The sequence below is a fragment of the Myxococcus sp. MISCRS1 genome, from assembly GCF_026626605.1.
GTDB lineage: Bacteria > Myxococcota > Myxococcia > Myxococcales > Myxococcaceae > Myxococcus > Myxococcus fulvus.
Genome location: NZ_JAPNKB010000001.1, coordinates 7,767,990 through 7,794,694 on the forward strand (window position 1 = coordinate 7,767,990; position 26,705 = coordinate 7,794,694).

Below are 26,705 nucleotides of genomic sequence, written 5' to 3' on the forward strand. Positions count from 1 at the left end.
CGCCCCCGTGGCGCGCCCGCGGGCGGCAGCCCGCTTCCAACTTGGTGAGGGGACGCATGCTCGAGAGGAGCGCTGTGACGAGGGGCAAGTGGATGTTGGCGACTGCATTCGCGGTCGCCCTTGCGGGCGCCAGCAGTAGCGGCGCCGAACTGAATACGCTTCGGGACCTGGATGTGTCCCGTACCGGCTCGGGCGCCCAGGTGGTGGTGACCGGAACCCGGCCCCCCACCTTCACCGTCTTCCGGCTCAGTGGGCCGGAGCGGTTGGTGGTGGACCTCTCGTCGGCGGATGCGACGGGTATCAAGGGCCACCATGACGGCTCCGGACCGGTGTCCGGCGTCGTGGCGTCGCAGTTCTCGGACGAGCGCGCGAGCGTCGGCCGGGTGCTGCTGGCGCTCGACAAGGCGTCCCAGTACGACGTGCGCGCGGACGGCAACCGCGTGGTCATCTCCGTGGATGGAGCGGCTTCCGCCCCCGAGGCGAAGCCCGCCGCGCCCGCGACCGTCGCGACGGCCCCCGCCGCCCCGACGACGCCCGCGCCCGCAGCCGAGGTGAAGCCCGCCGTCGTCGCGGAGGCCCCCGTGAAGCAGGAGGCGGCCGCGAAGCCCGCGCTGCCCGAGAACGTCGTCGCCGCCGAGGCCGACGAGCGCGAGGTGGCGCAGCCCGCCCAGCGCATCACCCAGCTCGCCTACGCCGATGAAACCCTGCGCATCCGCGCGGACGGCGACATCGCGCGCTACGAGGTGCTGGAGTTGGCGGATCCGCCCCGGCTCGCGGTGGACCTGTACGGGGTGGGCCTGGCGGCCCGCGCGCCCCGCATCAACGGCGCGACCCTGAAGGAAGTGCGTGTGGGCGCCCACTCGCACAAGGTCCGGCTGGTGCTCGACGTGCGCGGCAAGATGCCCGCCTACCGCGTGGACCGCGCGGACAAGGGCCTCGAGGTGGTGCTCGGTGGCGCGGTGGCCCGCAAGGCCGCGCCGTCGCCCGCGCCGCAAGAGGTCATCGCCTCGGTCGCCGAGGTGGAGCCCCTGCGTCCGGCCCCCGTGGTCGTGGAGGCTCCGGCCACCGCGTCCGTGGTCGAGGTCAAGGACCTGTCGTTCCAGGAGGGTGGGGCGGGTGGCCGCGTGGTGCTGAAGCTGTCCGGCACCGCGGGCTGGAAGGTGGACCGTCCGGACCCGCGCAGCGCGGTGCTGACGCTGGACAACGCCCGGCTGCCCAAGAAGCTCGAGCGCAGCCTGGACACCAGCGCGCTGGAGACGCCGGTGAAGATGATCAGCGCCTTCAGCGTCCCCGGTGAGGGCCGGAAGGTGCGCGTGGTGGTCGCCGCCGACGGCGCCATCGAGGAGAAGGTCAGCCAGAGCGGCAACACCCTGTCCTGGCGCCTGGACGTCAAGGGCGTGAAGACGGACGAGGTGTCCGTCGCGCAGCGCACCGCCGGCTTCACCGCCGAGGCCCCCGCCTACGCCGCCGAGGGCGCGCCGCAGCAGGCCCGCTACCGCGGCAAGCGCGTGTCCTTCGAGTTCAAGGACATCGACATCCAGAACCTCCTGCGCGTCATCGCGGAGATTTCGAAGAAGAACGTGGTCGTCGCGGACGACGTGAGCGGCCGGGTCACCATCCGCCTGCGCAACGTGCCCTGGGACCAGGCGCTGGACCTCATCCTGCGCACCAAGCAGCTGGGCAAGGAAGAGTTCGGCAACATCATCCGCATCGCCCCGCTCAAGACGCTGGAGGAGGAGGCCCGGCTGCGCCAGGAGCGCAAGAAGTCGCTCCAGCAGCAGGAGGACCTGCTGGTCAACCTCATCCCGGTGAACTACGCGGTGGCCTCCGACATGTCCGCCCGCGTGAAGGACGTCCTGAGCGAGCGCGGCACCGTGACGGTGGACACGCGCACCAACGTGCTCATCGTCAAGGACGTGCGCTCCAACACGGAGAAGGCCCGCTCGCTGGTGCGCAGCCTGGACACGCAGACGCCGCAGGTCCTCATCGAGAGCCGCATCGTCGAGGCGAGCACGACCTTCAGCCGGCAACTCGGCGTGCAGTGGGGTGGTCAGGCCCGGGCCGCCGCCGCCACGGGCAACTCGACGGGCCTCATCTTCCCGAACAACGTCGCCGTGACGGGTGGTTCGCCGAGCGTCGGCGCCCAGGGTGTGCCCGCCGTGCCGAACTTCGCGGTGAACCTGCCGGCTCCGGTGGGTGAGAACGCCGGTGGTGCGCTGGGCTTCGTCTTCGGCTCGGCCGGTGGCGCGCTGCAGCTCAACCTGCGCCTGTCCGCTGCGGAGACCGAGGGTACCATCAAGACCATCTCCGCGCCCCGCGTGACGACGCTGGACAACAACACCGCTCGCATCAGCCAGGGTGTGTCCATCCCGTTCAGCCAGACGTCCGCGGCCGGCGTGAACACGACCTTCGTGGAAGCGCGTCTGTCGCTCGAGGTGACGCCGCACATCACCCAGGACGGCAGCATCCTGATGGCCATCAACGCCTCCAACAACCAGCCGGACCCGGCCAACACGGGCGCCAACGGTCAGCCCTCCATCCAGCGCAAGGAGGCCGTCACCCAGGTGCTGGTGAAGGATGGGGACACCACGGTCATCGGTGGCATCTACGTGCGTCGCGGCTCGACGCGGACCAACTCGGTGCCGTTCCTCTCGAAGATTCCGGTCCTCGGGTTCTTCTTCCGGCAGACGAACGACACGGATGAGCGTCAGGAACTGCTCATCTTCATCACGCCCCGCATCCTCAACCGGCAGACCATTGCGCAGAGCCTGTAAGGCATCGCGCCTCTTCTCCGAGGAGAGAGTACGCTCATGAAGCCCATCTATCTCGCCGCGCTGCTGGCGTTCGGCTCGGTGTCTTGCGTCGACGACGTCCCTCAGCTGCAGGTCCTCCATGCCGCCCTGCCGGACCAGGACTGCACGATTCCGGAGGATGAGGCCATCCTCCGGGGCTCGCTGGACATGTCCCTGGCCTTGAACTACCGGCTGGGGCTCATCGTCACCTCGAACCGCATCGGCACGGAGGTCCTCGTGGGAGAGGGCGGCCAGGTGTCGAGCCCGGGGTCCCAGGTCGTCTACATCACCTCGATGGACGTGTCGTATCAGACGGAGCCGGACCTCGGTATCGAGGACGCCAATGTGCGGCTGTTCGGCGGCTTCGAAGGGGGAGAGGGCGGCAGCCTGCTGTTCAACTTGCTGACGCCGCAGGCCCGGGATGCGCTCGATGCCGCGACGTTGACCGGAGCCGTGGTCGATACCTTGATCACCATCAAGTTCAAGGGGCATACGAGCGCCAACAGCAAGGTGGAGGCGAACGAGTTCGCCTTCCCCCTTACGGTGGGCCGTTCGGGTTACACGTGCCCTGCGGGTCAGCGCTTCGCTGCTCCGACCGCGAACTGCGACCTGCGTGGTCACAACGGCATCGTGCCGGAGTGCGAGGACATCCCCGCCCCGTAGCCGTAAGCGCCGCACCGCTCCACCCAGGAACCCCCACGAGCCCATGTCCTTTCGCACGCACCTCGAGTCAGTCGTCAACCAGGTGGACGGAGCCCTCGCCTGCAGCGTGATGGGCTTCGACGGCATCTCCGTGGACACCTACCAGCGCGAGGAGGCGGGCGAACTGGACCTGGGCGGGGCCTGGGTGGAGTACGCCAACCTCCTCACGCAGCTGCGCCACGCCGCGGAGACGCTCAAGACGGGCGCGGTGAGCGAGGTCAGCGTCAACAGCGACAAGGTCCTCACGCTGATGCGCTTGGTGTCCCCGGAGTACTTCCTCGTGCTCGCCCTGCGCGCGGATGGCAACTACGGCAAGGGCCGCTATGTGCTTCGCGTGACGGCCCCCAAGGTGAGCGCGGAGCTCTAGCCGCGCCCTCTGTAAAGCAGTCGTCCGGACGACGCGGCGCTCCGCAGCTTTCCCCTTCCCATGGGAGGGGGCATGGGCTAGACACCCCCGACTTTTCAAGCTTCCGTATTTTCGAGTCTGAAGGAGTCGGTCCCCATGGCCGGTGTCATCGATACGTCCGAGTTTCACAACGGTATGAAGATCGAAATCGACGGTGAGCCGTTCGTCATCGTCGAGTTCCAGCACGTGAAGCCCGGCAAGGGTTCCGCCTTCGTCCGCACCAAGATCCGCAGCCTCACCACGGGCCGCGTCCTGCAGCCGACGCTGAAGTCCGGTGAGAAGGTGGGCCGCCCCGACATCGAAGAGAAGGACATGCAGTACCTGTATGTCCAGGGCGAGGACTACTACTTCATGGACAAGCGCGACTTCGAGCAGACCTTCATCAGCGAGAAGGCGCTCGGCGACGCGAAGAACTTCCTGAAGGAGAACACCGACGCGACCATCCTGTTCTGGAACGGGAAGGCCATCAGCGTCACGCTGCCGAACTCGGTGGACCTGAAGGTCATCAAGTGCGACCCGGGCGTGCGCGGCGACACGGTGTCCGGCGCGCTGAAGCCCGCCACGCTGGAGACCGGCTTCGAGGTCAACGTCCCCCTGTTCATCAACGAGGGTGATGTCCTCAAGATCGACACGCGCGACGGTGGCAAGTACCTGACCCGCGTGGCCACCGCGGGCTAGCCCAGGACGCCCGAGGGAGGGGACGCGAGCATGGCAACCAAGCGCAAGTCGACCCGGGCCTCCGTGCCCGCCAGCGCGTCCGCTCCGGCGAACGCGGCCAACGCGGGCAACACGTCGCTGGACGTGGAGGCCCTGCGGGAAATCGTCAACATCCTGGAGGCCTCGGACGTGACGAGGCTGGTGTGGAAGCGCGGGGAGGAGAAGCTCTTCATCCGCCGCGGCCACGCCCCGGAGACGACCATCGTCCACCACGCGGCCCCGTCGGCCGTCCCGGTGGGCCCGGCGGTGGAGTACGCGGCGCCCGCGCCCCGCCCCGTGTCGTCCGCCCCTGCCGCCGCGTCCGTGGCCGCCCCGGCCCCCGCGGCTGAGAAGGCCCCGGAGAAGCCCGGCCACGTGGTGACCAGCCCCTTCGTCGGCACGTTCTACCGGACGCCGGCGCCGGACCAGCCGGCCTTCGTTGACGTGGGCACCGTGGTGAAGAAGGGCCAGGTGCTCTGCATCATCGAGGCGATGAAGTTGATGAACGAAATCGAGTCCGAGGTCTCCGGCCGCGTGGTGGAGATCCTCGTGGAGAACGGGCGGCCGGTGGAGTTCGGCCAGTCCCTGTTCCGCATCGAGCCGGCCTGACGCTGGCGGGCGCGCCCCTCGCCCCACGACGGGCGCGCGCCCCACGCCCACCGCTCCAGGAGACACCCCCGTGTTCAAGAAGGTGCTGATCGCCAACCGCGGGGAGATTGCCCTGCGGGTCATCCGCGCCTGTCGGGAGCTGGGCATCGCCACCGTGGCGGTGCACTCCACGGCGGACGCCAACGCCCTCCACGTGCGCTTCGCGGACGAGGCCGTCTGCATCGGCCCTCCGTCGTCCAAGGAGAGCTACCTCAACGTCCCGCAGCTCTTGTCCGCCGCCGAAATCACCCGCGCGGACGCCATCCACCCCGGCTACGGCTTCCTGTCGGAGAACGCCGAGTTCGCCGAGGTCTGCGAGAACTGCAAGATTCGCTTCATCGGTCCGCGCCCGGAGATGTTGCGGATGATGGGCAACAAGGTGCGGGCCCGGCAGGCGGCGCGGGAGGCGGGCATGCCGCTGCTGCCCGGCAGCCCCGGCACCGTGAAGGACCCGCGCGAGGCGGAGGAGTTCGCCCGTCAGATTGGCTTCCCCGTCATCCTCAAGGCGGCCGCGGGTGGCGGCGGCAAGGGGATGAAGATCGTCCGCGAGCCGAGCGCGCTGGCGCAGGCGTTCTCCACCGCGCAGGCGGAGGCGGTGGCGTCGTTCAACAACGGCGACCTCTACATCGAGCGGTACGTGGAGAAGCCGCGCCACATCGAAATCCAGATCGTCGCGGACGAGCACGGCAACATCATCCACCTCAACGAGCGCGAGTGCTCGGTGCAGCGGCGGCACCAGAAGCTCATCGAGGAGGCCCCGTCCCCGGCGCTCACGCCGGAGCTGCGCGAGCGGATGGGCCGGGTGTCCGTCGAGGCGATGCGCAAGCTGCGCTACAACAACGTCGGCACCATCGAGTACCTGCTCGACGAGCGCGGCGAGTTCTACTTCATGGAGATGAACACGCGCATCCAGGTGGAGCACCCGGTGACGGAGCTCGTCACGGGCGTGGACCTGGTCCGTGAGCAGATCCGCATGGCCTACGGCCACCCCCTGCGCTTCAAGCAGGAGGACATCCAGATCCGCGGGCACGCCATCGAGTGCCGCGTCAACGCCGAGGACCCCATCACCTTCGCGCCGTGGCCCGGCAAGATTACGGGCTACAGCGTCCCGGGTGGCTACGGGGTGCGCGTGGACTCGGGGGCCTACGAGAACTACACGGTGCTGCCGTACTACGACAGCCTGCTGGCCAAGCTCATCGTGCACGCGGAGGACCGCGAGACGGCCATCCGCCGCATGCAGCGCGCGCTCGGCGAGTACGTGGTGGAAGGCATCCGCACCAACATCCCGTTCCACCGCGCGGCGCTCGGCGAGGAGTCCTTCCAGGAGGGCAACTACGACACGCGCTTCGTGGAGCGGCTGCTCGCGAGTGAGACGGGTTCCCGTCGACTCAAGAAAGCCGTGGAAGAGACGCCGTAGCGCACGTCCGCCTACGTGGCGCGTCCGTCTAATGGGCGGGTGTGCAAGCAGGTGAGCTGGCCCCGGGGGGAGCCGGGCTGTTTCTTGACCCGCGTCGGAGGATTCCGTTAGCCTCCGACTCTCCCCCTTTTGAAGATAGAAACCCGCGAAGTTCCAAGGGGTTTCGGCTCGCCGGAAGCCCACGCTCGATGGACAAGAACAAGATCATCGAAGCCGCCGCGAAGCTGGTCGCGAAGGGCGCGTACGACAAGGCCATCAAGGAGTATCAGAAGGTCCTGGAGGTCGACCCGAAGGACATCCGGGTGCTCCAGAAGATGGGGGAGCTGTACCAGAAGAAGAACGACAACGCCCAGGCGGCGCACTTCTTCACCAAGGTCGCGGAGAGCTACTCCTCGGACGGCTTCTTCCTCAAGGCCGTCGCCCTCTACAAGCAGGTCCTCAAGCTCAACCCGAACCTGCTCGAGGTGAACCTCAAGCTGGCGGAGCTGCACCAGCAGCTCGGGCTGATGTCGGAGGCGATGGCCTACTTCCAGATCGTGGCGAACCACTACGACAAGGCGGGCGACACCAAGTCGTCGCTCGACACCTTGAAGAAGATGGTGGACCTCGACCCGGAGAACGTGGCGTCGAAGATCAAGCTCGCGGAGCTGTACGCGCGCGAGAACATGTCGCGCGAGGCGGTGCAGGAGTTCAAGCGCGCCGCCGAGTACCTCAAGCGCAACGGCCGCGGCGACGACTGGGCCCGCGTGGCCGAGCGCCTGTCCACGCTCGAGCCGGACAACCTGCCGCTCGCCAAGGAGCTGGCGACCTCGTACCTGCAGCGCGGCGACCAGAAGCGCGCGCTCGCGAAGCTGCAGGTGTGCTTCAAGGCGGATGGCCGCGACGTGGAGACGCTGTCGCTCCTGGCCCAGGCGTTCCAGGGGCTGGGGCAGACCTCCAAGACGGTGTCCGTCTACAAGGAGCTGGCGAAGATCCACCAGGAGCGCGGCCGGCTCACCGAGGCCGAGGCCGTCTGGACGCAGATTGAAGTGTTGGATCCGCAGGACCCGGAGCTGCTCGCGCGCCGCGCGCCGGCGCCGGCTCCCGCGCAGCCCCAGCCCGTGGCGGCGCCGCAGCCCCAGCAGCCCTCCGCGCCCCAGCCGGCCGCCCGCGCCGCGCCTCAGCCCGCGGCCCAGCCGCAGCCCGCGCCCGTCGCGGCGCCGCCCCCCTCGCAGGCGGGGATGGCGCGCGAGCAGCTGGCGAAGCTGCTCACGGAGACGGACGTCTACGTGAAGTACGGGCTCCACGACAAAGCGCTGGAGCACCTGCGCAAGGTCTTCTCCGTCGACCCGGAGAACCTGGACGCGCACGAGAAGGCGTATCAAATCTACGTCGCTTCGGGGAACACGGCGCAGGCGGGCGAGCAGCTGTTGAACGTGCTGCGCCTGTGCACGCGCGCCGCGGACTCGACGCGCGCGCAGCCGTACCTGGCGACCATCCTCCAGCAGAACCCCGCGCACCCGGAGGTGCCGGCGTTCCTGTCGGTGCTGCGCGTGGAGGGCCCGGTGACGGCCTCTCCGTCCGCGACGGTGGTGGAGTCGGTGGGCGAGGACGCCATCCTGGTGGACTCCAGCGACGACGAGGTGCTCGTCGCGCCGCCGCCCGAGGACGCGCTGCTGCATCCTCCGGGGGACGAGCTGGCGCTGGCCACGCTGCCCTCGAGCGACTCCGACGAGGTCATCGACGACGAGCACGACGCCACCGTCGTCAGCGAGGAGGCGCTCGTCGGCGAGGCCATCACCTCGGGCGAGCACGACGTCTACGACTCCCCCGCGCCGGAGGACCTGGCGGCGGCGGCCGAGGACGAGCTGCTGGTGTCGGGCGACGACGGGATGGTGCTCACGGACGAGCCCGGCCTCGCGTCCACGGACGACGAGCCGCTCGTCGAGTCGGCCGACCTGGACGGGCCGCTCTCCGACGACGGGAGCTACTCGCTGGGCGACTCGGACGACGAGGCCACGTCCACGATGGCGGCCATGTCGCTGGGCGACGATGACGACGCGCCGCCGCCGACGATGGTGCGCGCGCCCACCCGTCAGCTCCTCCAGGACGCCGCGCCCGACACGCGCAAGCAGGCGACGCTCGTCGAGGAGGCCTCGCTCGACGTGGACGAGGTCCCCACGCGCGTGGGCATCGCGCCGCTGGACGCGTCGATGCTCGACGACCTCGAGGAGCCCGCGGGCTCCGACATGCCGTCGCTGGGCGACTTCGAGGAGGAGGAGCCCACCGCCTCGCACGCCATCGTGGCGATGGACGACGCGCCCCTCGACGAACCCGAGTCCCTGCCGGAGACCGACTTCGGCTCGGTGGAGGAGGAGCCCCAGGACTTCGGCTCGCCCGTGGAGGAGCCTCAGGAGGAGGCCGCCGCCGAGCTCGCCGACGACAGCGTCAGCGAGCCGGAGGAGGAGCCCGCCGCGGAGGAGTGCGACGAGGCCGCGTTCTTCCTGGACCAGGGCCTGCTGGAAGAGGCGCGTGAAATCCTCGAGACGGTGAGCATCGCCTTCCCGGGCCACGCGCGCGCCACGGAGCTGATGGAGCGCCTGGAGGCGCTCGAGGCCAGCGGCGGCGTGCCGCCGGAAGAGGAGCCGCCCGAGCCCGTGTCGGTGCCCACCGTGCTTCCGGTGACGGAGCCGGCGGGGGAGCGCGACGCGTTCGACCTGGCGGCGGAGCTGGCCGGCGAAATCGACAACCTGGGCGACGACACGGCGGCGGCGCCCGCGGCGGAAGAGGACTTCCAGTACTCGGTGGAGGAGGTGTTCTCCGAGTTCAAGAAGGGCCTGGCCAAGGTGGTGAAGCCCGAGGACGTGGACACGCACTACGACCTGGGCATCGCCTACAAGGAGATGGGCCTGCTGGACGACGCGCTCCACGAGTTCGAGGTGGCGCGTCAGGGCTCCATGGGCTCCAAGCGTGAGCTCGACTGCCTCACGATGATGGGCATGCTGCACCTGCTGCGCGGTGACGGCGCGTCCGCGGTGGCCACCTTCCGCGAGGGGCTCGCCAGTCCCCACGCCACGGGCGAGGCCGCCAAGGCGCTGGGCTTCGAGCTGGCCCAGGCCTGGGAGGCGAGCGGCGAGCCGGGCAAGGCGCTGCACCACTACCAGCGCGTGGCGGCGATGGACGCGAAGTACCGCGACGTGAGCTCGCAGGTGTCCCGACTGTCCGCCAGCACGTCACCGGAAGACGACCCCCTCCCCATGCCCGCGCCCGTCGCCACCACCAACGGCACGAAGAGCCCTGGCGGCGGTGCAGCCGCGGCCGTGGCCAATCCCCCCGTGCCGGCCGCCGGCGCGCCCAAGGCGCGCAAGGTCGGTTACGTGTAGTTGCCCCCGAGGTCCGGCGAGCCCATGACGACCTACCTCGATTTCTTCGACCTCACCCAGGAGCCCTTCTCCAACGCTCCGGTGAGCCGCTTCTATTACAACTCGGCTCAGCACTCGCAGGCGCTCACCCGGCTGATGCACGCCGTCAGCTACATGAAGGGCCTGTCCATCCTCGTCGGCGACATCGGCGCGGGGAAGACGACGCTGGCGCGCCGCATGCTCGACTCGCTTCCCGAGTCCGAGTACGAGGCCGCGCTGCTCGTCATCATCCACTCGGGCATCACCGCCAACTGGCTGTTGCGCCGAATCGCGCTGCAGCTGGGCGTGGAGAACCCCGCGCAGGAGAAGCTCGCGCTGCTGTCGCAGCTCTACCAGCGGCTCCTGCAGATCTACGAGTCCGGCAAGAAGGCCGTCGTCCTCATCGACGAGGCGCAGATGCTGGAGACGCGGGAGCTGATGGAGGAGTTCCGCGGGCTGCTCAACCTGGAAGTGCCGGAGCGCAAGCTCATCTCCTTCGTGTTCTTCGGCCTGCCGGAGATCGAGAAGAACCTGAAGCTGGACCCGCCGCTCGCGCAGCGCGTGGCCATGCGCTACAAGCTCGAGCCCTTCACGGCCGAGTCCACCGAGGCGTACATCAAGCACCGCCTGCGGCTCGCCGGCTGCCCGCGCATGCCGTTCTCGCCCGAGGCGCTGCTGGCCGTGCACGAGCACTCGTCCGGCTCGCCGCGTGTCATCAACACGCTGTGCGACAACGCGCTCTTCGAGGCCTTCCTGGCCCGGGCGGACACCGTGTCCGCGGACCTGGTGAACCGCATCGGGAAGAACCTGGGCCTGCAGGGCATCAACTCGGCCGCTCCTGGAGCAGCCGAGCGGGCGAGCGTGCCCGCCACGAACCTGCCCCGAGCGGCCAACAACAAGCTCGACCTCGCGGAGATAGACCGCTACCTCGAAGGGCTGGGTAAGCTCTAGGGGCTTTGGCCACACAGAGCCGCAACGGTGCGCTTCGAGCGCTGCTGCTCGTGCTCCTCGTCATCTCGGGGAGTGTCCTCGCGTTGCGCATGCCCGCCACGTGGGAGGTGGCCTGCACGGTGGCGCGGCGGCACCTGCCGGACGTGCTCGGCCTGGACGTGGGCATCGGCCGCTGTGAGCTGGATCCGCTCGGCTCGCGCGTGCTGGTGCACGGCTTCTCGCTCTTCCTGCCGGGCGCGGACACGCCGCTGTTGGCGGCGGACCTGGCGGAGGTGCAGTTCGGCTTTTTGCGCCCCCTCTCCGGCAGGCTGACGTTCGCCGCGGTGCGCGCGGTGCGTCCGCGGCTGTCGCTGGACGTGTCCCAGCCTCGCGAGCGCCCCGAGACGAAGTCGGAGGGCTGCTTCCTGGACCCGCTGGAGCGGGTGCGGGTGGCGCGGCTGGACATCGTCGGCGCCGAGGTGCGCGTGGCGCTGCCCGAGGGGCGCCGCGTGGAGGTGGCGGACCTGGATGTCCGCTGGGCGGAGCGCTGGGGCGTCATCGAACTGGACGTGGAGGCGCGCCGGGGACTCGTGCGCCTGGGGCCCGGAGGCCAGGAGCTGGCGCTGCAGCGGCTGGCCATCGCCGGTGCGGTGGACCCGGACGAGGCACTGCTGGAGCTGGAGCGCGCAGAGGTGTCACTGGATGACATCAGCACCACGGTGTCCGGACGGGTGGATTCGCTCTGCCAGCCGCACCTGGCGCTGGACGCGCAAATCTTCCTGCCGCTGCGCACGCTGTCGCAGGCGAAGCTGTTGCCGAAGCCGGCGACGGGCCACCTGTGGAGCCGCGTGTCCATCGCCGGCAAGCCCGAGTCTCCCGCGGTGTCGCTGGAGCTGTCCGGCAACGGGCTGGGCTACGAGCGCTTCGGACCCGCCAACATCTCCGCGCGGCTGTCCTACGCGGGCGACGAAGTGCGGCTGGAGGAGGTGGTGGTGCCGGTGGGCATGGGGCGGGTGCGCGCCACGGGCAAGCTGCTGCTGACACCGCTGCTCCCGCTGGAGGTGAGCCTGAAGGCGGAGGATGCGTCGCTGGCGCGCATCCTCGACAAGGCGGGCGTGAAGGGCTCGTGGGTGGACTTCCCCGCGTCGCTCGAGGCGCAGCTGTCCGGCAACCTGCTGCCGCGCTTCTCGCTGTCCGGGCCGCTCGACTTGCGCACGGGCCGCTTCCGGCTGGCCACGCGCGCCTATGACGCCCCCGCCAGCGAGGGCATCCACATCCTGGAGTTCGACAAGGGGCGGGCGCAGGCGCAGGTGCGGCTGCAGACCGACCGCGTGTCCTTCAACCACGTCCAGGCGGAGGTGGGCCGCTCGCGCGTGCAGGCCGACGTGGGGCTGCTCATCGGCAATGGCCTGGGGTTGGACATCCACGGTCAGGGCGAGGTGGACCTGTCGGACTTCGGCCACATCGCCGGACTGAAGTGGGCGGGGCGCGGCAACGCGACGTACTCGATTACGGGGCCCGTCTCCGAGGTGAAGGTGGAGTCGGGCCTGTCGTTCCGCGACTTCGTCTTCTGGGGCTTCAACCTGGGCGTGCTCCAGGGGAAGCTGGGCTACTCGGATGGGGTGCTGGCCTTCCCCTCGTTCACGGGACAGAAGGGGCGCACGCAGTACTACGGCAAGGCGGCGGTGGGCTTCGGCCGGCTGCTCAACCTGAAGCTCGAGGTGAACGTCCCGCAGGGGCGCACCGAGGACCTGGTCGACGTGGTGGCGGGCCTGACGCCGTCGCTGGCGGTGATGCAGGGCACGCTGGGCGGCACGGCGTCCGGGCGCGTGGAGGTGGACAGCCCCATCGAGAAGCTGGAGGGGCTGGTGGCCTTCGACGTGAAGGACACCACGTACTACGGGCGGCGCCTGGGGGACGGCTCGGCGCGGCTTCGCTTCGTGGACGGCAAGGCCATGGTGCTCGAGCGCACGGAGCTGAAGGGCCCGCTGGGCCGCACCTGGGCGGAGGGCACGCTGCTGTTCGCGGGCGGGCTGGACTACCGCTTCGGCGGGGACGGGCTGTCGCTCGGGGAGACGGTGGGGCCGGAGCTGGCCGAGCGCATGGGGCTCACGGGGACGATGGTGATGGACGGCGTCGTTTCCGGCACGTCCGACATCCCCGTGGTGGACGTCACGCTGAAGTCGCCGCACATCGCGCTGGATGGTCGCAACCTGGGCGCCATGGACCTCACCGGACGACTGGTGGGCAAGGACTTCGAGGTCTGGGGCCGGCCCTTCCAGGACGCCAGCGGTCGCGTGAAGATGAAGGTGCAGGACACGTGGCCCTACGACGCCTCGCTCACGCTGGCGCTGCCGGAGATTCGCACGCTGCTGCCGGCGGAGCCGCTGTGGGCGGGCGTGTCCGGCCAGGTGTCCGGCTCGCTCACGGCGAAGGGGCCGCTGATGGAGCCCCAGGCCGCGCAGGTGCGCGCGACGGTGGACCGTCTGGTGCTGTCGCGTGACGACGTGCGCGCGGAGAACACGGCCCCCATCTCGCTCGCCTTCGAGAAGGGGCGGCTGGAGGTGCAGCCGTTCCGCTTCCTCGGGCCGTACGTGGACCTGAACATGGGCGGCTGGATGACCACGCGCGGCGGCATCGGCCTGACGCTGCGCGGAGGTGGGGACCTGCGCCTGTTGGAGTCACTGCTGCCGTCGATGGTGGAGCGCTCCACGGGGCGGCTCACCGTGGACGCGGAGGCCACGGGGACGCTGGAGGCACCCTCGGTGGTGGGCAGCGCGGAGCTGTTGGACCTGCGCGTGGCGATGCGGGATCTGCCCATCAACGTCCGGGGCATGTCCGGGCGCGTGGAGCTGACGGGCCAGCGCATGTTGCTGGAACACCTGCGGGGCCTGGTCAACGAGGGCAAGGTGTCCGCGCGCGGTGACGTGCGGCTGTCGCGCTTCCTGCCTCAGCGGTTGGGACTCACGGTGCAACTGGACGAGGTGCCCTACCGGCTCACCGAGGACCTGCCGGCGACATTCTCCGGGCTGCTCCAGGTGGTGGGGCCGCCCAAGGGCTTCACCGTCACGGGCGGCATCGACATCGTCAAGATGCGCTACCAGAAGGCGCTGGACGTGGAGGCGCTGCTGAAGTCCATGCAGAAGCGCGCGCCGGTGCAGGCGCCCTCGCCGTCCGCGGCCCTGGGCGAGGCGCTGAAGCCGTGGGTCATCTGGGATGTGAACGTCCACTTCGGGGACGTGCGCGTGGACAACAACCTGGCCAAGGCGCGAATGCTCGGGGACGTGCGGCTGACGGGGACGGACCTGCGGCCGGGCCTCTTGGGGCGGGTGGAGCTGGCCGAGGGCAGCCAGGCGTTCTTCCGCAACAACCCGTTCACCATCAGCCAGGGGCAGCTGGAGTTCCAGGACGCCAACAGCCTGGAGCCCGTCTTCGAGGTCCAGGCCCAGACGCAGGTGCGTGAGTTCCTGGTGAAGCTGCACGCCTTCGGCAAGCCCACGGACCCGCAGATTCTCCTCTCGTCGGAGCCGGCGCTGGTGGAAGGGGACATCGTCTCCCTGCTCACCCTGGGGTTCACCTCGTCGGACCGGGACACCGCGGCGTCGGCCGGAGCCGGGCTGGCGGCCGAGGCCCTCTTCAACGCGTCGGGTCTGGACCGGCAGGTCCAGCGGTTTCTTCCCAGCAATCCGGTGCTGAGGGATTTGTCCCTCCAGATATCCACCACCTACAATGACGCCACCCGACAAGCGGAGCCCACCGCGCAACTGGAGTCGAAGTTCCTCAGCGAGCAGCTTAAAATCGGGATGACTCAACCGGTGAGTGGGCGCGGAACGCGGGCGCGTGCCGAGTACCGCTTCGACGACAGACTTTCCGCGCAGGCCCAGTGGGACAACGAGAACAGCGAAGCCTCGTTTGGCAACCTCGGGCTCGAGCTGAAGCTCAGCTGGGAGGTCGAGTAACCCGCGCCGCGGTGGCGCTGGGGCTCTGGCTGTGCGTCCTGGCCTCGTCCTCCGCGCGCGCCCAGGCGCCCGAGGCCCGCGCCGCCGGTCAGAACGTGGTGGCCGTGGAGCTGCACCTGCCCGGAGGCGAGGACGCCGAGGGGCTCAGCGGCCTGGTGGCGGTGCGCAAGGGCCAGGCGCTGATGCCTTCGTTGGTGCGCCGCTCGGTGGAGCGGTTGTGGGCCACGGGGCGGTTCTCGGACGTGGTGGCGCGCGCGGAGGAGGTGCGCGGCGGGGTGCGACTGGTGTTCCAGCTCACGCCCGTGTCGCGGTTGGCGCGGCTTCGCTTCGACGGGAACCAGGTGCTGACGGACGGGGAGCTGCTCGACGCCAGCGGCCTGCTGGAGGGCGGCCCGCTGGACCAGGAGGAACTGGAGGGCGCCGTGTCCGGTGTGCTCCAGGCATATCAGCGCAAGGGCTACGACTCCGTGCGCGTGACGGCCACGCAGGAGCCGCTGCCCCTGGGCATCCAGGTGTCGCTGCACGTCACCGAGGGGCAGCCGACGCTGGTTCGACAGGTGAACTTCTCCGGCAGCCCGGGCCTGCCGCTGCCCCGCTTGCTGGCGGCGCTCGCGATGCGCCCCGGTGAGGTGTTCGACCGCGTGCGGCTGGACGCGGGGTTGGACCAGCTGCGCACGGTGTTGCGCGAGGCGGGGCACTGGCGCGCGCAGGTGGGCGCGCCCGCGGTGCTGGTGGAGGGGAGCGCCGCGTCGGTGTCGGTGCCGCTGTCGGCGGGGCCTCGCTACAGCGTGCGCTTCCATGGCAACCACCGCTTCACGGCCGAGGTGCTGGAGCGGGTGCTGGCGTACGACGTGGCCGAGCCGCTCGACGAGGTGGTGGCCGGACGGCTGGCGCGGCGGGTGGAGTCGTTCTACCGGCACCGGGGGTTCCACGACGCGCGCGTGCGTCCGCGCGAGGTGCTGCGGCCGGATGGTGAGGTGGCGGTGCTGGCCTTCGACGTGGACGAGGGCCAGCCCCTGCGCGTCAGCGAGGTCCGCTTCCATGGCAACGCGTCGCTGGGCTCGGGCACTCTGAGAGAGGTGCTGGCGGAGCGCATCCGCGCCGGGGAGCTCCAGCCGGAGCTGGACCTGCGGCTCCAGGACGACCCGCTGGACGTCGAGGGTCGTCACGGCCGCGGGCCTGGCGCCACGGAGCCGGTGCCGGACCCGGCCACGGTGTACGTCGAGGACGCGTGGCTGGAGGCCACGGAGTCGATGATGGAGCAGTACCGTGAGCGGGGCTTCTTGTCGGTGGTGGTGACGCTCCGGGGGCTGACGGTGGATGCTCGCACGCGCACGGCGGCGGCGGACTTCGACGTGGTGGAGGGGCCCCAGACGCGCGTGAAGCAGGTCGTCCCCGACGGGTTCCCGGACACAAAGGCCGCGCGCGCGACGGCCTCGGGCATGGGGGTGCACGAGGGCCTACCGCTGAGCTTCGAGGCGGTGGAGGCGGCGCGCGTGGCGCTGGAGCGCGGGCTGGGCACGCAGGGCTACCTCTTCGCCCGCGTCACGACGAAGTCCTCGCTGGAGGAGGGCGACCAGGTCGCGACGGTGGTGTTCAACGCGGACACGGGGCCGCAGGTGAAGGTAGGCAAGGTGCTGGTGCAGGGCCTGACGCGCACGGACCCGGACCTCATCATGGCCAACCTGAACCTGGAGGAGGGGCAGCCGCTGGCCATGGACTCGCTCACCGAGGGTCAGCGCAGGCTCGCGCGGCTGGGCTTGTTCCGTCAGGTGGACGTGACGCTCGCGGACCCCACGCGGCGCGAGGCGTCCAAGGACGTGGTGGTGACGGTGCACGAGCGCCCTCGCCTCGATGGACAGGTGTCCGGCGGCTACTTCCTGGTCGACGGTCCTCGAATCACCTTGGACACGGCGTACCGCAACCTGGATGGACTGGGCCTGAGCCTGCTGGCGCGCGGCAAGGTGAACTACGCGGGCTGGAGCGCGGAGGCATTGTCGGCGGACCGGCGGATTGCGTGTGAGCAGTCGGGCGGCGCGGCCTCGGCGGGCTGTGACGTGGAGCTCCAGGGACTGAGCGGACTGGGTGGCCGTGGCAACCTCGCGCTCTCGCAGCCTCGGCTGTACTTCCTGCTGCCGTTCGAGGTGGGCGCGCGACTGGACCTGATCGCCGAGCGTGTGCACCGGCCCTCGTACGTGTCCTCGCGGCTCGCGGCGGCGGCGGCGTTGGACTGGGCGGTGGCGTCCTGGTTCAACGTCTCGCTGTCGTACGAAGTGGAGAACAACCGGCTGCGCTCGCGCGCCGGCGTGCTGGAGCTGCTCAACCGCGCGGACCAGGAGCGGCTGCGCTATCCGTTCGGCGACTTCGTGCTGCACTCGCTCCGGCCCGCAATCACGCTCGACTTCCGTGACGACGCGACGAACCCCCGGCGTGGGCTGGTGCTCATCAGCAGCGCGGAGCTCACGCGTGGCATCAGCGTGAGCCCCACGGATGTCGCGGGCAACGCCGTGCCTGCGTTCCCCATCAACGGTCTGAAGCTGGCGAGCAGCTTGAGTGGTTACATTCCGCTCGGGCGTCGAGCGAGCCTCGCGCTGTCGGCGCGCGCGGGCACCATCGTCCCGATGGAGACGGGCGCGCAGCCCATCGGCTCGAAGCTGTTCTACCTGGGCGGCTCGTCGAGCCTGCGCGGCTTCCGCGAGGACGGCGTGCTGCCCGAGGACGTGCGCGAGGCGCTGCATCAGCGGCTGCGGGACTGTCGCTCGCTCATCAGCCCGACGGGGTGCTCGGGCGAGCTGAAGGCGGTACTCGCGGGGCAGGTGCCGGCGAGCCAGGGCGGTGAGCTCTTCACCTTGGGCAAGGCGGAGCTGCGGCTGCCTGCGCTGACGTCGTTGGACCTGGGCCTGTTCTTCGAGGCGGGCAACCTGTGGCTGGACAGGACTCGGCTGGATTTGGAGCGGCTGCGCTACGCGGCGGGCATGGGCCTGCGGTACATGACGCCGGTGGGCCCCCTCGCGTTCGACGTGGGCTTCAACCTGGACCCGGACGAGGAAGTGAACGAGGCGCGCACGCAGTTCCACTTCAGCATCGGGACGTTCTGATGAGGCTCGGGTCCACGGGGTGGATGGCGCTGCTGCTGACGGGCCTCTGGGGCGCGGGGTGCCGCCACACGCAGGACGTCACCGACGCGCCGGAGCGCCCCAAGTGGATGCCGCCGGAGGGGACGTGTCCGAAGGGCGCGCTGGTGCAGATGGAGCGGCTGGGGCTCAAGCCTGGCGACAAGCTCCCCGTCATCGTGGATGCCATCCAGGACCACCCGGGACCGGCGCGTTACAACTACAGCTTCGTCATCGCGCTGCCCCGGGACGAAGGGGAGAAGGTGCTTCCCGGCGCTCGCATCGGCGGGCGGCTCTATGTGACGAAGCACCGCGTGTTCGGCCGCTATGACCGCGTCTTCCTGCCGGAGAGCGGCGCCATGTCCGTGCCGTTCTGCGGAATCCTGCTCGACGCGAGGTGGGACCGCGATGGCGAGGGGTTGATTGCCTACCCGAGTCCGATGAAGGGGTTCTCCGTGGTGCAGGACAACACGGGCGTCATCCTGGTGGTGGACAAGTACCCGTGAGCGCCGTCCGCGCCGCGTGAGGTACAGTCCCCGGCGTGTTCTACGCCTGTGTCCGTGCCGTGGTGGCGGTGTGTCTGCGCCTGTTCTACCGGGTGAAGGTGAATGCCTCCGGCGCCGAGCCCGAGGGGCCCGTGCTCTTCGTGGGCAACCACCCCAATGGACTCATCGACCCCGGGCTCGTCTTCATCCTCACGCGCCGCAAGGTGACGTTCCTCGCGAAGGCGCCGCTTTTCCGCATGCCCGTCATCGGCTGGCTGCTGAAGGGGCTCGACGCGCTGCCGGTGTACCGCAAGCAGGATGACCCGACGAAGATGGGCGGCAACGAGGGCACGCTCGACGCGGCCAAGGGCGCGCTCGTGCAGGGGCGCGCAATCACCATCTTTCCGGAGGGAAAGAGCCACTCGGAGCCGGGGCTCGCTGAGCTGAAGACGGGCGCCTCGCGCATCGCGCTGAGCGCCGTCCGAGAGGGCGCGCCCGTGCGCATCGTCCCCGTGGGCCTCACGTACGCGGAGAAGCACGTGTTCCGCAGCGAGGTGCTCATCGACGTGGGGCCCGCCATCGACGCCACGGCGTTCCAGCCCGCGGATGCGGCCTCCGAGCAGGACTCGGTGCGCGCGCTGACGGAGCGCATCGCCGAGGGGCTGCGCGCGGTGACACTCAACCTGGAGCAGTGGGCGGACCTGCCGTTGATTCAGCTGGCCGAGCAGCTCTTCGCCTTCAAGCAGGGCGGGGCGCTGGATGCGGAGCGACTGCGTCTGTGGGCTCGTGGCGTGCAGCTCTTCCGCACCCAGGAGCCGGAGCGCTTCGAGGACTTGCGCGCCCAGCTCACGTCATTCAAGCGCCGGCTGGACCTGGTGCACGCGACGGGGCCGTCGGACCTGGCGCTCGTCTACCGGCCGGGCAACGTCACGTCGTTCATCGTGAAGAACCTGCTCGCGCTGGTGTTCGGGCTGCCGCTGTTCGTGCTGGGGCTCGTGCTGTTCTGGCTGCCGTACCAGGTGCCTCGGGCCGCCAGCCGCAAGGCGGAACTCGACGTGCAGGCCACGGTGAAGTTCCTCACGGGCTTCGTCGTGATGCTCGTCTGGTGGGCGGCGCTCACCGTGACGGCGGGCGTGCTGGGGGGCGCACTCCTCGCGCTCTTCACGTTCGTCGCGGTGCCGCCGCTGGCCCTCTTCACGCTCTACTTCTCCGAGCGCTCGGATGTGCTGCGCCGGGACGTGGACGTGTTCTTCATGCTGGGCAACCGCGCGCGCCTCAAGGCGCTGCTGCTCGCGGATGGCGAGCGGCTGGCGACCGAGGTGGAGCGACTGGCGGACGAATACCGGCCGAAGGTGGACGCCGCCGTCAGGCGGTAGCGCGCTCCCGGGGAACGGCGTCCCGGAACAACCTCGCGCCGACGAGCAGCGCCAGTCCGCCGAGCAGCACGGGCAGGGCATTCACCGCGATGGCGGTGCGCAGGTTGGACGCGTCGGCGATGTTTCCGATGAGCGTGGGCGAAATCGCATCCCCGAGCAGGTGGATGCACAGCACGTTGAGCCCCATGGCGAAGGCGCGGAACGCGGGCGGCACGCAGTTGACGATGGCCGCGTTGATGGGGCCGCTGTTGAGGAAGATGAGGAACTGCGCGGCGCCGATGGCCGCGAACGTGGGCCCCACGTCCTTCAGGTGCACGGCCAGGTACATGCACGGCGCCGCGAGCAGGAGGCCGATGCCCGACATCCACAGGCCACCGCCCTCGCGCTTGCGGTCCAGCTTGTCGCCCAGCCACCCGCCGGCCACGGTGCCCAACAGGCCCGCCACCGCCGTAATCGCGCCGAAGAGGAACCCGGAGCTGTCCGCCGACATCGCGCGCTCACGCACCAGGTATGTCGGCATCCAGAATCCCAGGCCGCCGATGGAGAACGTCATCAGCGTGTAGCCCGCCGTCACCGCCCAGAAGGCCGCGTTGCGTCCCAGGCCTCGCAGGCCGACCATGAAGGGCAGCTTCACCTGCGCGTCCGGGCCGTCCATGGCGCCACGCTGGGGCTCCGGCATGAAGAACGCCATCGCGCCCAGAATCAGGCCCGGCACGCCTCCGGCGAAGAAGGCCACGTGCCACGAGTACTTCTGCGTCAGCCACCCGCCCAGGCCGTAGCCCGCGGCCGCGCCCACGGGGATGGCGATGTAGAAGAGCGCCAGCATCCGCGTGCGCCGGTCGCGAGGGTACAGGTCCGAGATGATGCTCGGTGCCACCGCGCCATAGCCCGCCTCGCCGATGCCAATCACCGCCCGCGCGACGAGCAGCGCGATGAACGACGTCGCGAGCCCGCTGGCCCCCGTGGCGAGGCTCCACAACAACACGCCACCTGCCACCAGGAACTTGCGGGGATACCGGTCACCGAGGAAGCCGCCCAGCGGCGAGGCCAGCATGAACACCACGATGAACATGGTGCCCAGCAGGCCCGACTGGGTGTCGTTGATGCCGAACTCCTGCTGGATGCCCGGCAGCGCCACCGCGACGATGTATCGGTCGAGGTAGTTGACCAGGTTGATGAGCGTGAGGATGAGCAGCGCGTAGCCGGCGTTCGCCGCCGGGGCCACGGGCGTGGTGGCGGGCGAGGGGGACGACGGAGACGGGGGAGGAGAGACGCTCACGGAGGGCGCGCTCATGAACGGGAGGCCCCCGCGCCGAAGCGGTGCGCGAGCAGTCCCCACCTCAAGCCCCGGTCACTCACCCGGCAGCCATCCAGCCCCAGCGCCTTCACCGCCTCCAGCAGGATGAGCGCACCCGCGGGGATGACGTCCGCGCGCTTGGGCTGCATGCCCGGCAGCGTGCGCCGCTCCTCGAGAGGCTGCTGGCACAGCTGGTCCACCAGCGCGCTCAATTCGCCCACCGACAGCGTGCCGCCGTGCACCCGCGCCGCGTCGTACGGGTCGATGGCGTGCTTCACCGCGTACACCGTGGTCACCGTGCCCGCCACGCCCACCAGCACCGAGGCGGGAGGTGGAGGCGGCAGCGCCTTGAACGTGTCGCGCAGGTGCGCCTGGATGCGCGCGCGGTCCTCGGCGGACATCGGGTCCGAACGCACGAAGCGCTCGGTGAGCCGCACCGCGCCCACGTCGAAGCTGTGACGGAAGTCCACGTGGCCCGCGGGGTTGCCGTAGATGAACTCGGTGGAGCCTCCGCCGATGTCCAACACCAGCAAGGGCCCAGCCGCCTCGCCCGAGAAGTCCGAGCTCACCGCGGCGAACGACAGCTCCGCTTCGAGCTGCCCTGAGATGATCTCCACCGTGACGCCCGCGCGCGTCTTCGCGGCCTCGAGGAACTCCGCGCCGTTCACCGCGTCGCGCGCGGCGCTGGTGGCCGACACCGCGATGTCCTGCGCGCCCTGCTCACGCGCCTCGCGCGCGAAGGCCTCGAGCACCGACAGCGTGGCCTCCATGCCCTCGGCAGACAGGCGGCGGGTGGCGTCCACGCCGCGTCCCAGGCGGGTGATTTCAGCGCGCTCGAGGACGGCTTCGAAGCGGCCGTCCCCGGTGCGCTCCGCGACCAGCAACAGCACGGAGTTGGTACCGATGTCGATGGTGGCGAATCGCGGCATATGTGTAGCCAGCCTACTCAACGCAGCAGCGCTTCCAAAGCGTCTGCCAGCGCGGCGTACTCGTCCGGGGTGTTGTAGAGCTGCGCGGACAGTCGCACGTGCCGCTCGGGCGGCCGGGGCCACGCGACGATGGGCACCTCGATGCGGTGCTCGTCGAACAGGCGCAGGTGGAGCGGGTCCAGGTAGAGCGGAGCTTCGGGCTCCAACGGGTAGCCCGGTGGCAGCGTCACCACCGCCATGCTGCCCACCATGTCCTCGGGGCAGGCGGGGGAGACCTTCAGCCGCTCGCACAGGAGGGCCCGCGCGGCCAGGGCCTTGCTCCGGTTGGCCGCCATCACCTCGGGCCAGCCGCCGGGTAGCAGGCCACCCACCACGCGCAGTGCCTCCGGGACGCAGAGCACGGCGGATGGGTCATGCGTCCCCGTCCAGTCGAACAACAGCCGGTAGCGGGAGCGGTCCGTGCGGGGCGAGTTGCGCCCATGGCTCACCGCCAGCGGCGTCAGGCCCTGCTGCAAATCCCTGCGCACGTGGAGGAACGCGGCGCCCTTGGGCGCGCACAGCCACTTGTGGCAGTTGCCCGTGTAGTAGCCAGCGCCGAGCGAGCGCAGCGACAGCGGCACCTGTCCCGGCCCATGCGCGCCGTCGACCAGCGTCTCCACGCCGCGCGCGCGCAGCTCCGAGACGAGCTTCGCCAGCGGCATCACCAGCGCCGTCTGGCTGGAGACATGGTCCACGAGGAACAGCCGCGTGCGTGGCGTCACGTGCGCGAGCACCGTGTCCACGATGGACCGAGCGGACGTCACCGGCCACGGCAGCTTCGCGACCACCACCTTGGCGCCGCCGTGCTCGGCGACGAAGTCCAGCGCGTTGCGGCTCGCGTTGTATTCGTGGTCCGTGGTGAGCAGCTCGTCGCCGGGCTGGAAGCGCAGCGAGCGCAGCACCGTGGTGACACCGCTGGTGGCGTTGGTGACGAAGGACACGTCCTCGGTGTCCGCGTCGAGGAAGTCCGCGAGCACGCCGCGGGCCTCGTCCAGCAGGGGCTCGATTTCACGGTGCAGGAAGCGGACGGGCTCCGCCTCCATCCGCGCGCGCAGCTCCGACTGCTTCTGGAGCACGGCGGTGGGGCACGCACCGTAGGAGCCGTGATTGAGGAAGCGGACCTGGGGATCCAATCCCCAGTGGGAACGGAGGGAGGCGCTCATGCGCGGGGACTGCACCCGAGCACGCGCCCCCTGTCAACGCTCCGCGAGTCCTACGGCTGGCTGTCCGCGAGCGGCGCCCAGTCGGGCGTCAACAGCGTGCCCTTCTCCGCCCGCAGGGGCAGCTGGTTGTTGCCGTCCGCCGTCATCACGAACAGCTGCGTGCCGCCCGCGCGCGTGGAGGAGAACAGCACCAGCCGGCCGTTGGGGGAGAACGCGGGCTCCTCGTTGTTGCCCTGGTCCTGCGTCAGGCGCGTGACCTTGCCCGTCTCGACGTGGATGGTGAACAGGTCGAACGCGTTGCGCTCGTCGCGCGCGGTGAAGACGATGAGGTCGCCGCGAGGAGACCAGTCCGGCGTCTGGTTGTAGTTGCCCTGGAAGGTGAGCCGCCGCACGCCCGAGCCGTCCGCGCCCATGATGTAGATCTGCGGGCTGCCACCGCGGTTGGACACGAAGGCGATGCGCTTGCCGTCGGGAGACCAGGTGGGGCTGGTGTTCAGGCCGTAGGGCGTGTCGGTGACGGCCTTGGCGCCGGAGCCGTCCGCGTTGGCCACGTAGATTTGAGCGCTCTCACCCTCGGCCTGCGAGTACGCCAGGCGCTTGCCGTCCGGGGAGAACGCGCCGCCGGTGATCATCTGCCCGTCGGAGACCACCATGCGCGCATCGCCACCCGGGCGCTGCACCCAGAGGTCCGGCCGGTTCTTGCGGTACGACGTATAGGCCACCTGCGCGCCGTCCTGGCTCAGCGAGGGCAGGATGTTGATGCCGCCCTTGGTGAGCGTCACGGCGTTGCCGCCGTCCCAGTCCGCCACGGCGATGTCGCGGTTGTTGCCCGCCTTCTTCACGTAGGTGATGCGCGACAGGAAGGGGCTGGGCTCGCGGGTGAAGTGCCGGTAGAGCGCGTCCGCCAGCCGGTGGGCCAAGAGCGACGGGTTCTTCACCGGCGCGTCCTTGGTCACCTTGAGGTCCTCGCGGCCGGTGCCCACGTTGTACAGGCGCAGCTCTCCGCGCAGCGTGCCGGCGTCGTCCGCCAGCGAGACCTTCACCAGCGCCTCGGCGCCCACGTCCGCCCAGCGGCTGAAGGTGATGGTGCCCGCGGCCATGCCCTCCTTGGGGTCGGCCGTGAAGCTCTTGCGGTCCAGCACCTGGAGGATGCCGGACGCGGTGAGGTCGAAGGTGAAGGCGGTGTCGAAGGCGTTCGCCGCGCCCTTGGCGCCCTCGTTCTGGTTGAGGGGCGTGGCCACCGCCACCGGCAGCGGGCGGAAGTTGGCGCCGGAGATTTCGATGGTCGGCGTCTGGGCGAAGGCCGCCAGCGGGACGAGGAGGAGGGAGAGGAGCAGGGCTTTCATAGGGCGTTGAACATCAGGTTGACGCCGTTCTTCTGCAGCGCGTCTCGGAGGTGGTCGGGAGGAGGCGAGAAGGGTGAGGCCTTGCGCACGGCGGCGACGACCGCCGAGTCGAACAAATCATTGCCGCTGGGCTTGGTGAGGCTCACGTCCAGCACCTCGCCCGCGCGCCCCAGCCGCAGCGCCACGAGGGCCTTGAGGTGCAGTCGCTCGGACTCCGGAATCGTGTCCGCGACGCTGTAGTTGCGGCGCACCTGCGCCTGCAAGAGGCCGAAGTAGCGCTCGCCCTCGGCGGTGGCGGAGTCGCCGTCCGGGTCGCCGTCCTCGGCGCCCTCGGGCTCCTCCTCGGACGCCTTGGCCGTCTTGTCGAACGCGCCGAACAGCCGCTTGCGCCGGTCCTCGCCGTCCTTCTCTCCCTTCACGGGCGTGGGCTTCGGCGCGGACGAAGGCTCCGGCTTGACGCCGGGGATGGGCACCGCGACGGCGGCGGAGGAGGGCGCGGGCGGCGCTTCGGGCGCGGGCTTGGGCGCGTCCACCTGCTTGGGCGGCGGCGGCAGGGCTTCCTTGCGCGGCAGCAGCTTGGAGTCGCGCGGCTTGCCCTGGCGCACCAGCGTGGCGCGGATGGGCTGCGCGGTGAGGTCCACCTTGGGCCCGGCGTTGAGGTGGGCGTACAGCATCCCCGCCAGCAGCAGGGCCACGTGCCCCACCACCGACGCGATGATGAACGGCGACACCCGTGAGCTCTTGCTGAGGAGCAGGCTGTGGCTCACCGCGGAGTGCATGGGCTAGCGCTTCGCCTCCTTGGGCTTCTTCGAGGTCGACTGCGTGTTGGACGTCTTGGAGCCCGTGGAAGGGTCCGTGATCATCCCCACGTTGTTGATGCCCGCGCGCTGGGCGGCCGCCATCACCTCCACGACGGTGCCGTAGGGCACGTCCCGGTCGGCGTGGAGGAAGACCTCCTTGTCGGCCTGCACCTTGGCGTTGGCGGCAAGCTTCGCCTCCAGCTCCTCGAGCGCCACCTCCGCGTCGCCGATGTAGACCTTCTTGCCCGCGTCGATGGAGAGCACGACCTTCTTCTCGGTCGCCTCCACCGGGGCCGCCTTGGTCTCCGGCAGGTTCACCTTCACGCCCTGCTGGATGAGGGGCGCGGTCACCATGAAGATGATGAGCAGCACCAGCATCACGTCCACCATGGGCGTGACGTTGATCTCGCTCATCGTGGTGCGGCCACCGCCGCGATTGCCTCCGCCCATGCCCATGGTCGAGGTCCGCCTACCGGAAGAAGTGACGCTTGATGATGTTGAGGAAGTCCGCGGAGAAGTTGGACATCTCCGTGTCGAACACCTTGATGCGGCTGACGAACGAGTTGTAGGCGACCACGGCCGGAATCGCCGCGAACAGGCCCGCCGCCGTGGCGAACAGCGCGTTGCCCACCGGCGCCGCCACCGTGGCCAACGTCGCATTGCCCTGCTCGGCAATCTGGTTGAACGCGCTCAGGATGCCGATGACCGTGCCGAACAGGCCGACGAAGGGCGACGCGGCGCCCACCGTGCCCAGGAACGACACGCGGGCCTCCAGCTCGGTGATTTGCGACGTGGACGCCCGCATCAGCGCGCGCTCCACGTTCTCGATTCCGCCCAGCCGCTCCGCCATGGCGCCCTCGGCGCCGCCTTCCTTGGCCTGCGCCAGCTTGGTCAGCTCCTCGTAGCCCGCACAGAAGACCTTGGAGAGCGGCGAGGCGTCCAGCTTCTGGGCTGTCTGGTAGATGGCCTCCAGCCGGGAGGCCTTCCAGAAGGTGTCGAGGAAGGTGAGAGACTGTGCGCGAGCCTTGGCGAGCTGGGTGGCCTTCATCGCGATGAGGGCCCAGGAGGCCACGGAGACGCCCATCAGGAGCAGCAGCACGGCCAGCTCGATGAAGGACGCGTCGCGGATGATCTCCACGTAGTTCATGGCGCCGAGCGCCAGGGGCAGGTGGGGCGTCATGGGGTGGAGCGCGTAACACTCCGCTACAACTGGGTCAAACAAACGGG

Annotated in this window: 19 protein-coding genes; 12 read left to right on the forward strand and 7 right to left on the reverse strand. The window is 69.9% G+C overall.

Going from position 1 to position 26,705, the window contains the following annotated elements:
* The first annotated feature begins 56 nt into the window (after positions 1-56).
* The 12 genes from pilQ (at position 57) to OWM54_RS31065 (ending at position 19,904) form a co-directional block, all read left to right on the forward strand.
* Positions 57-2,774: a type IV pilus secretin PilQ gene (pilQ, locus tag OWM54_RS31010; RefSeq protein WP_267699821.1), complete on the forward strand. Its 2,718-nt coding sequence runs from the start codon at positions 57-59 to the stop codon at positions 2,772-2,774.
* Between the two features lie 36 nt (positions 2,775-2,810).
* A complete protein-coding gene (locus OWM54_RS31015; RefSeq protein WP_223748137.1) occupies positions 2,811-3,455 on the forward strand; it encodes a hypothetical protein in 645 nt (214 codons plus the stop codon).
* A gap of 43 nt (positions 3,456-3,498) precedes the next feature.
* Positions 3,499-3,861, forward strand: coding sequence for a roadblock/LC7 domain-containing protein (locus OWM54_RS31020; protein ID WP_141323739.1), 363 nt, complete (start codon positions 3,499-3,501; stop codon positions 3,859-3,861).
* Between the two features lie 135 nt (positions 3,862-3,996).
* Positions 3,997-4,578, forward strand: a complete 582-nt coding sequence (gene efp / locus OWM54_RS31025) for an elongation factor P (protein ID WP_223748138.1) — start codon at positions 3,997-3,999, stop codon at positions 4,576-4,578.
* Positions 4,579-4,608: 30 nt separating this feature from the next.
* Complete coding sequence (gene accB, locus OWM54_RS31030) at positions 4,609-5,205, forward strand: acetyl-CoA carboxylase biotin carboxyl carrier protein (RefSeq protein WP_223781761.1); 597 nt, start codon at positions 4,609-4,611, stop codon at positions 5,203-5,205.
* A 70-nt stretch (positions 5,206-5,275) separates the two neighbouring features.
* The gene (gene accC, locus OWM54_RS31035) at positions 5,276-6,661 is read left to right on the forward strand and encodes an acetyl-CoA carboxylase biotin carboxylase subunit (protein WP_141323742.1); all 1,386 of its coding nucleotides are present in this window, start codon (positions 5,276-5,278) and stop codon (positions 6,659-6,661) included.
* Positions 6,662-6,849: 188 nt separating this feature from the next.
* A complete protein-coding gene (locus OWM54_RS31040; RefSeq protein ID WP_223781762.1) occupies positions 6,850-10,023 on the forward strand; it encodes a tetratricopeptide repeat protein in 3,174 nt (1,057 codons plus the stop codon).
* 24 nt (positions 10,024-10,047) lie between these two features.
* Positions 10,048-10,992 carry an ExeA family protein gene (locus OWM54_RS31045; RefSeq protein ID WP_223748141.1) on the forward strand — a complete coding sequence of 315 codons (945 nt, stop codon included), beginning with the start codon at positions 10,048-10,050 and terminating at the stop codon, positions 10,990-10,992.
* 5 nt (positions 10,993-10,997) lie between these two features.
* Positions 10,998-14,930, forward strand: coding sequence for a translocation/assembly module TamB domain-containing protein (locus OWM54_RS31050; protein WP_267699822.1), 3,933 nt, complete (start codon positions 10,998-11,000; stop codon positions 14,928-14,930).
* Positions 14,931-14,941: 11 nt separating this feature from the next.
* Positions 14,942-18,028 (forward strand): POTRA domain-containing protein, encoded by a 3,087-nt coding sequence (locus OWM54_RS31055; protein WP_267699823.1) that lies wholly within the window; start codon positions 14,942-14,944, stop codon positions 18,026-18,028.
* Positions 18,028-18,549, forward strand: a complete 522-nt coding sequence (locus OWM54_RS31060) for a hypothetical protein (protein ID WP_046715636.1) — start codon at positions 18,028-18,030, stop codon at positions 18,547-18,549. Before OWM54_RS31055 ends, OWM54_RS31060 begins: the two co-directional genes overlap by 1 nt.
* Positions 18,550-18,584: 35 nt before the next feature.
* Positions 18,585-19,904, forward strand: coding sequence for a lysophospholipid acyltransferase family protein (locus tag OWM54_RS31065; protein WP_267699824.1), 1,320 nt, complete (start codon positions 18,585-18,587; stop codon positions 19,902-19,904).
* Here the strand turns inward: OWM54_RS31065 and OWM54_RS31070 are convergent.
* From OWM54_RS31070 to OWM54_RS31100, 7 genes are read right to left on the reverse strand one after another with little or no spacing between them, the layout of a single operon-like run.
* Positions 19,894-21,198, reverse strand: coding sequence for a spinster family MFS transporter (locus tag OWM54_RS31070; protein ID WP_267699825.1), 1,305 nt, complete (start codon positions 21,196-21,198; stop codon positions 19,894-19,896). The two genes, OWM54_RS31065 and OWM54_RS31070, sit on opposite strands and share 11 nt — an antisense overlap.
* Entirely contained in the window at positions 21,195-22,130 is a 936-nt protein-coding gene (locus tag OWM54_RS31075) for a Ppx/GppA phosphatase family protein (RefSeq protein ID WP_223781767.1), read from the reverse strand. Before OWM54_RS31075 ends, OWM54_RS31070 begins: the two co-directional genes overlap by 4 nt.
* Before the next feature lie 17 nt (positions 22,131-22,147).
* A complete protein-coding gene (locus OWM54_RS31080; RefSeq protein ID WP_267699826.1) occupies positions 22,148-23,332 on the reverse strand; it encodes an aminotransferase class V-fold PLP-dependent enzyme in 1,185 nt (394 codons plus the stop codon).
* 50 nt (positions 23,333-23,382) lie between these two features.
* Positions 23,383-24,678 (reverse strand): LpqB family beta-propeller domain-containing protein, encoded by a 1,296-nt coding sequence (locus tag OWM54_RS31085; protein WP_267699827.1) that lies wholly within the window; start codon positions 24,676-24,678, stop codon positions 23,383-23,385.
* Positions 24,675-25,457, reverse strand: a complete 783-nt coding sequence (locus OWM54_RS31090) for a TonB family protein (RefSeq protein ID WP_141323752.1) — start codon at positions 25,455-25,457, stop codon at positions 24,675-24,677. The genes OWM54_RS31085 and OWM54_RS31090 overlap by 4 nt, the downstream gene beginning before the upstream one ends.
* A 3-nt stretch (positions 25,458-25,460) precedes the next feature.
* Positions 25,461-25,934 (reverse strand): protein TolR, encoded by a 474-nt coding sequence (gene tolR, locus OWM54_RS31095; RefSeq protein ID WP_141323753.1) that lies wholly within the window; start codon positions 25,932-25,934, stop codon positions 25,461-25,463.
* A 13-nt stretch (positions 25,935-25,947) separates the two neighbouring features.
* Positions 25,948-26,658, reverse strand: coding sequence for a MotA/TolQ/ExbB proton channel family protein (locus tag OWM54_RS31100; RefSeq protein ID WP_046715628.1), 711 nt, complete (start codon positions 26,656-26,658; stop codon positions 25,948-25,950).
* Positions 26,659-26,705: the final 47 nt, after the last annotated feature.

What these genes read in the sequence shown, in the direction of transcription:
- pilQ (WP_267699821.1), top strand. Translation starts at nt 57, where the DNA reads ATGCTCGAGAGGAGCGCTGTGACGAGGGGCAAGTGGATGTTGGCGACT.
- OWM54_RS31015 (WP_223748137.1), top strand. Translation starts at nt 2,811, where the DNA reads ATGAAGCCCATCTATCTCGCCGCGCTGCTGGCGTTCGGCTCGGTGTCT.
- OWM54_RS31020 (WP_141323739.1), top strand. Translation starts at nt 3,499, where the DNA reads ATGTCCTTTCGCACGCACCTCGAGTCAGTCGTCAACCAGGTGGACGGA.
- efp (WP_223748138.1), top strand. Translation starts at nt 3,997, where the DNA reads ATGGCCGGTGTCATCGATACGTCCGAGTTTCACAACGGTATGAAGATC.
- accB (WP_223781761.1), top strand. Translation starts at nt 4,609, where the DNA reads ATGGCAACCAAGCGCAAGTCGACCCGGGCCTCCGTGCCCGCCAGCGCG.
- OWM54_RS31040 (WP_223781762.1), top strand. Translation starts at nt 6,850, where the DNA reads ATGGACAAGAACAAGATCATCGAAGCCGCCGCGAAGCTGGTCGCGAAG.
- OWM54_RS31045 (WP_223748141.1), top strand. Translation starts at nt 10,048, where the DNA reads ATGACGACCTACCTCGATTTCTTCGACCTCACCCAGGAGCCCTTCTCC.
- OWM54_RS31060 (WP_046715636.1), top strand. Translation starts at nt 18,028, where the DNA reads ATGAGGCTCGGGTCCACGGGGTGGATGGCGCTGCTGCTGACGGGCCTC.
- OWM54_RS31070 (WP_267699825.1), bottom strand. Translation starts at nt 21,198, where the DNA reads ATGAGCGCGCCCTCCGTGAGCGTCTCTCCTCCCCCGTCTCCGTCGTCC.
- OWM54_RS31075 (WP_223781767.1), bottom strand. Translation starts at nt 22,130, where the DNA reads ATGCCGCGATTCGCCACCATCGACATCGGTACCAACTCCGTGCTGTTG.
- OWM54_RS31080 (WP_267699826.1), bottom strand. Translation starts at nt 23,332, where the DNA reads ATGAGCGCCTCCCTCCGTTCCCACTGGGGATTGGATCCCCAGGTCCGC.
- OWM54_RS31085 (WP_267699827.1), bottom strand. Translation starts at nt 24,678, where the DNA reads ATGAAAGCCCTGCTCCTCTCCCTCCTCCTCGTCCCGCTGGCGGCCTTC.
- OWM54_RS31090 (WP_141323752.1), bottom strand. Translation starts at nt 25,457, where the DNA reads ATGCACTCCGCGGTGAGCCACAGCCTGCTCCTCAGCAAGAGCTCACGG.
- tolR (WP_141323753.1), bottom strand. Translation starts at nt 25,934, where the DNA reads ATGGGCATGGGCGGAGGCAATCGCGGCGGTGGCCGCACCACGATGAGC.
- OWM54_RS31100 (WP_046715628.1), bottom strand. Translation starts at nt 26,658, where the DNA reads ATGACGCCCCACCTGCCCCTGGCGCTCGGCGCCATGAACTACGTGGAG.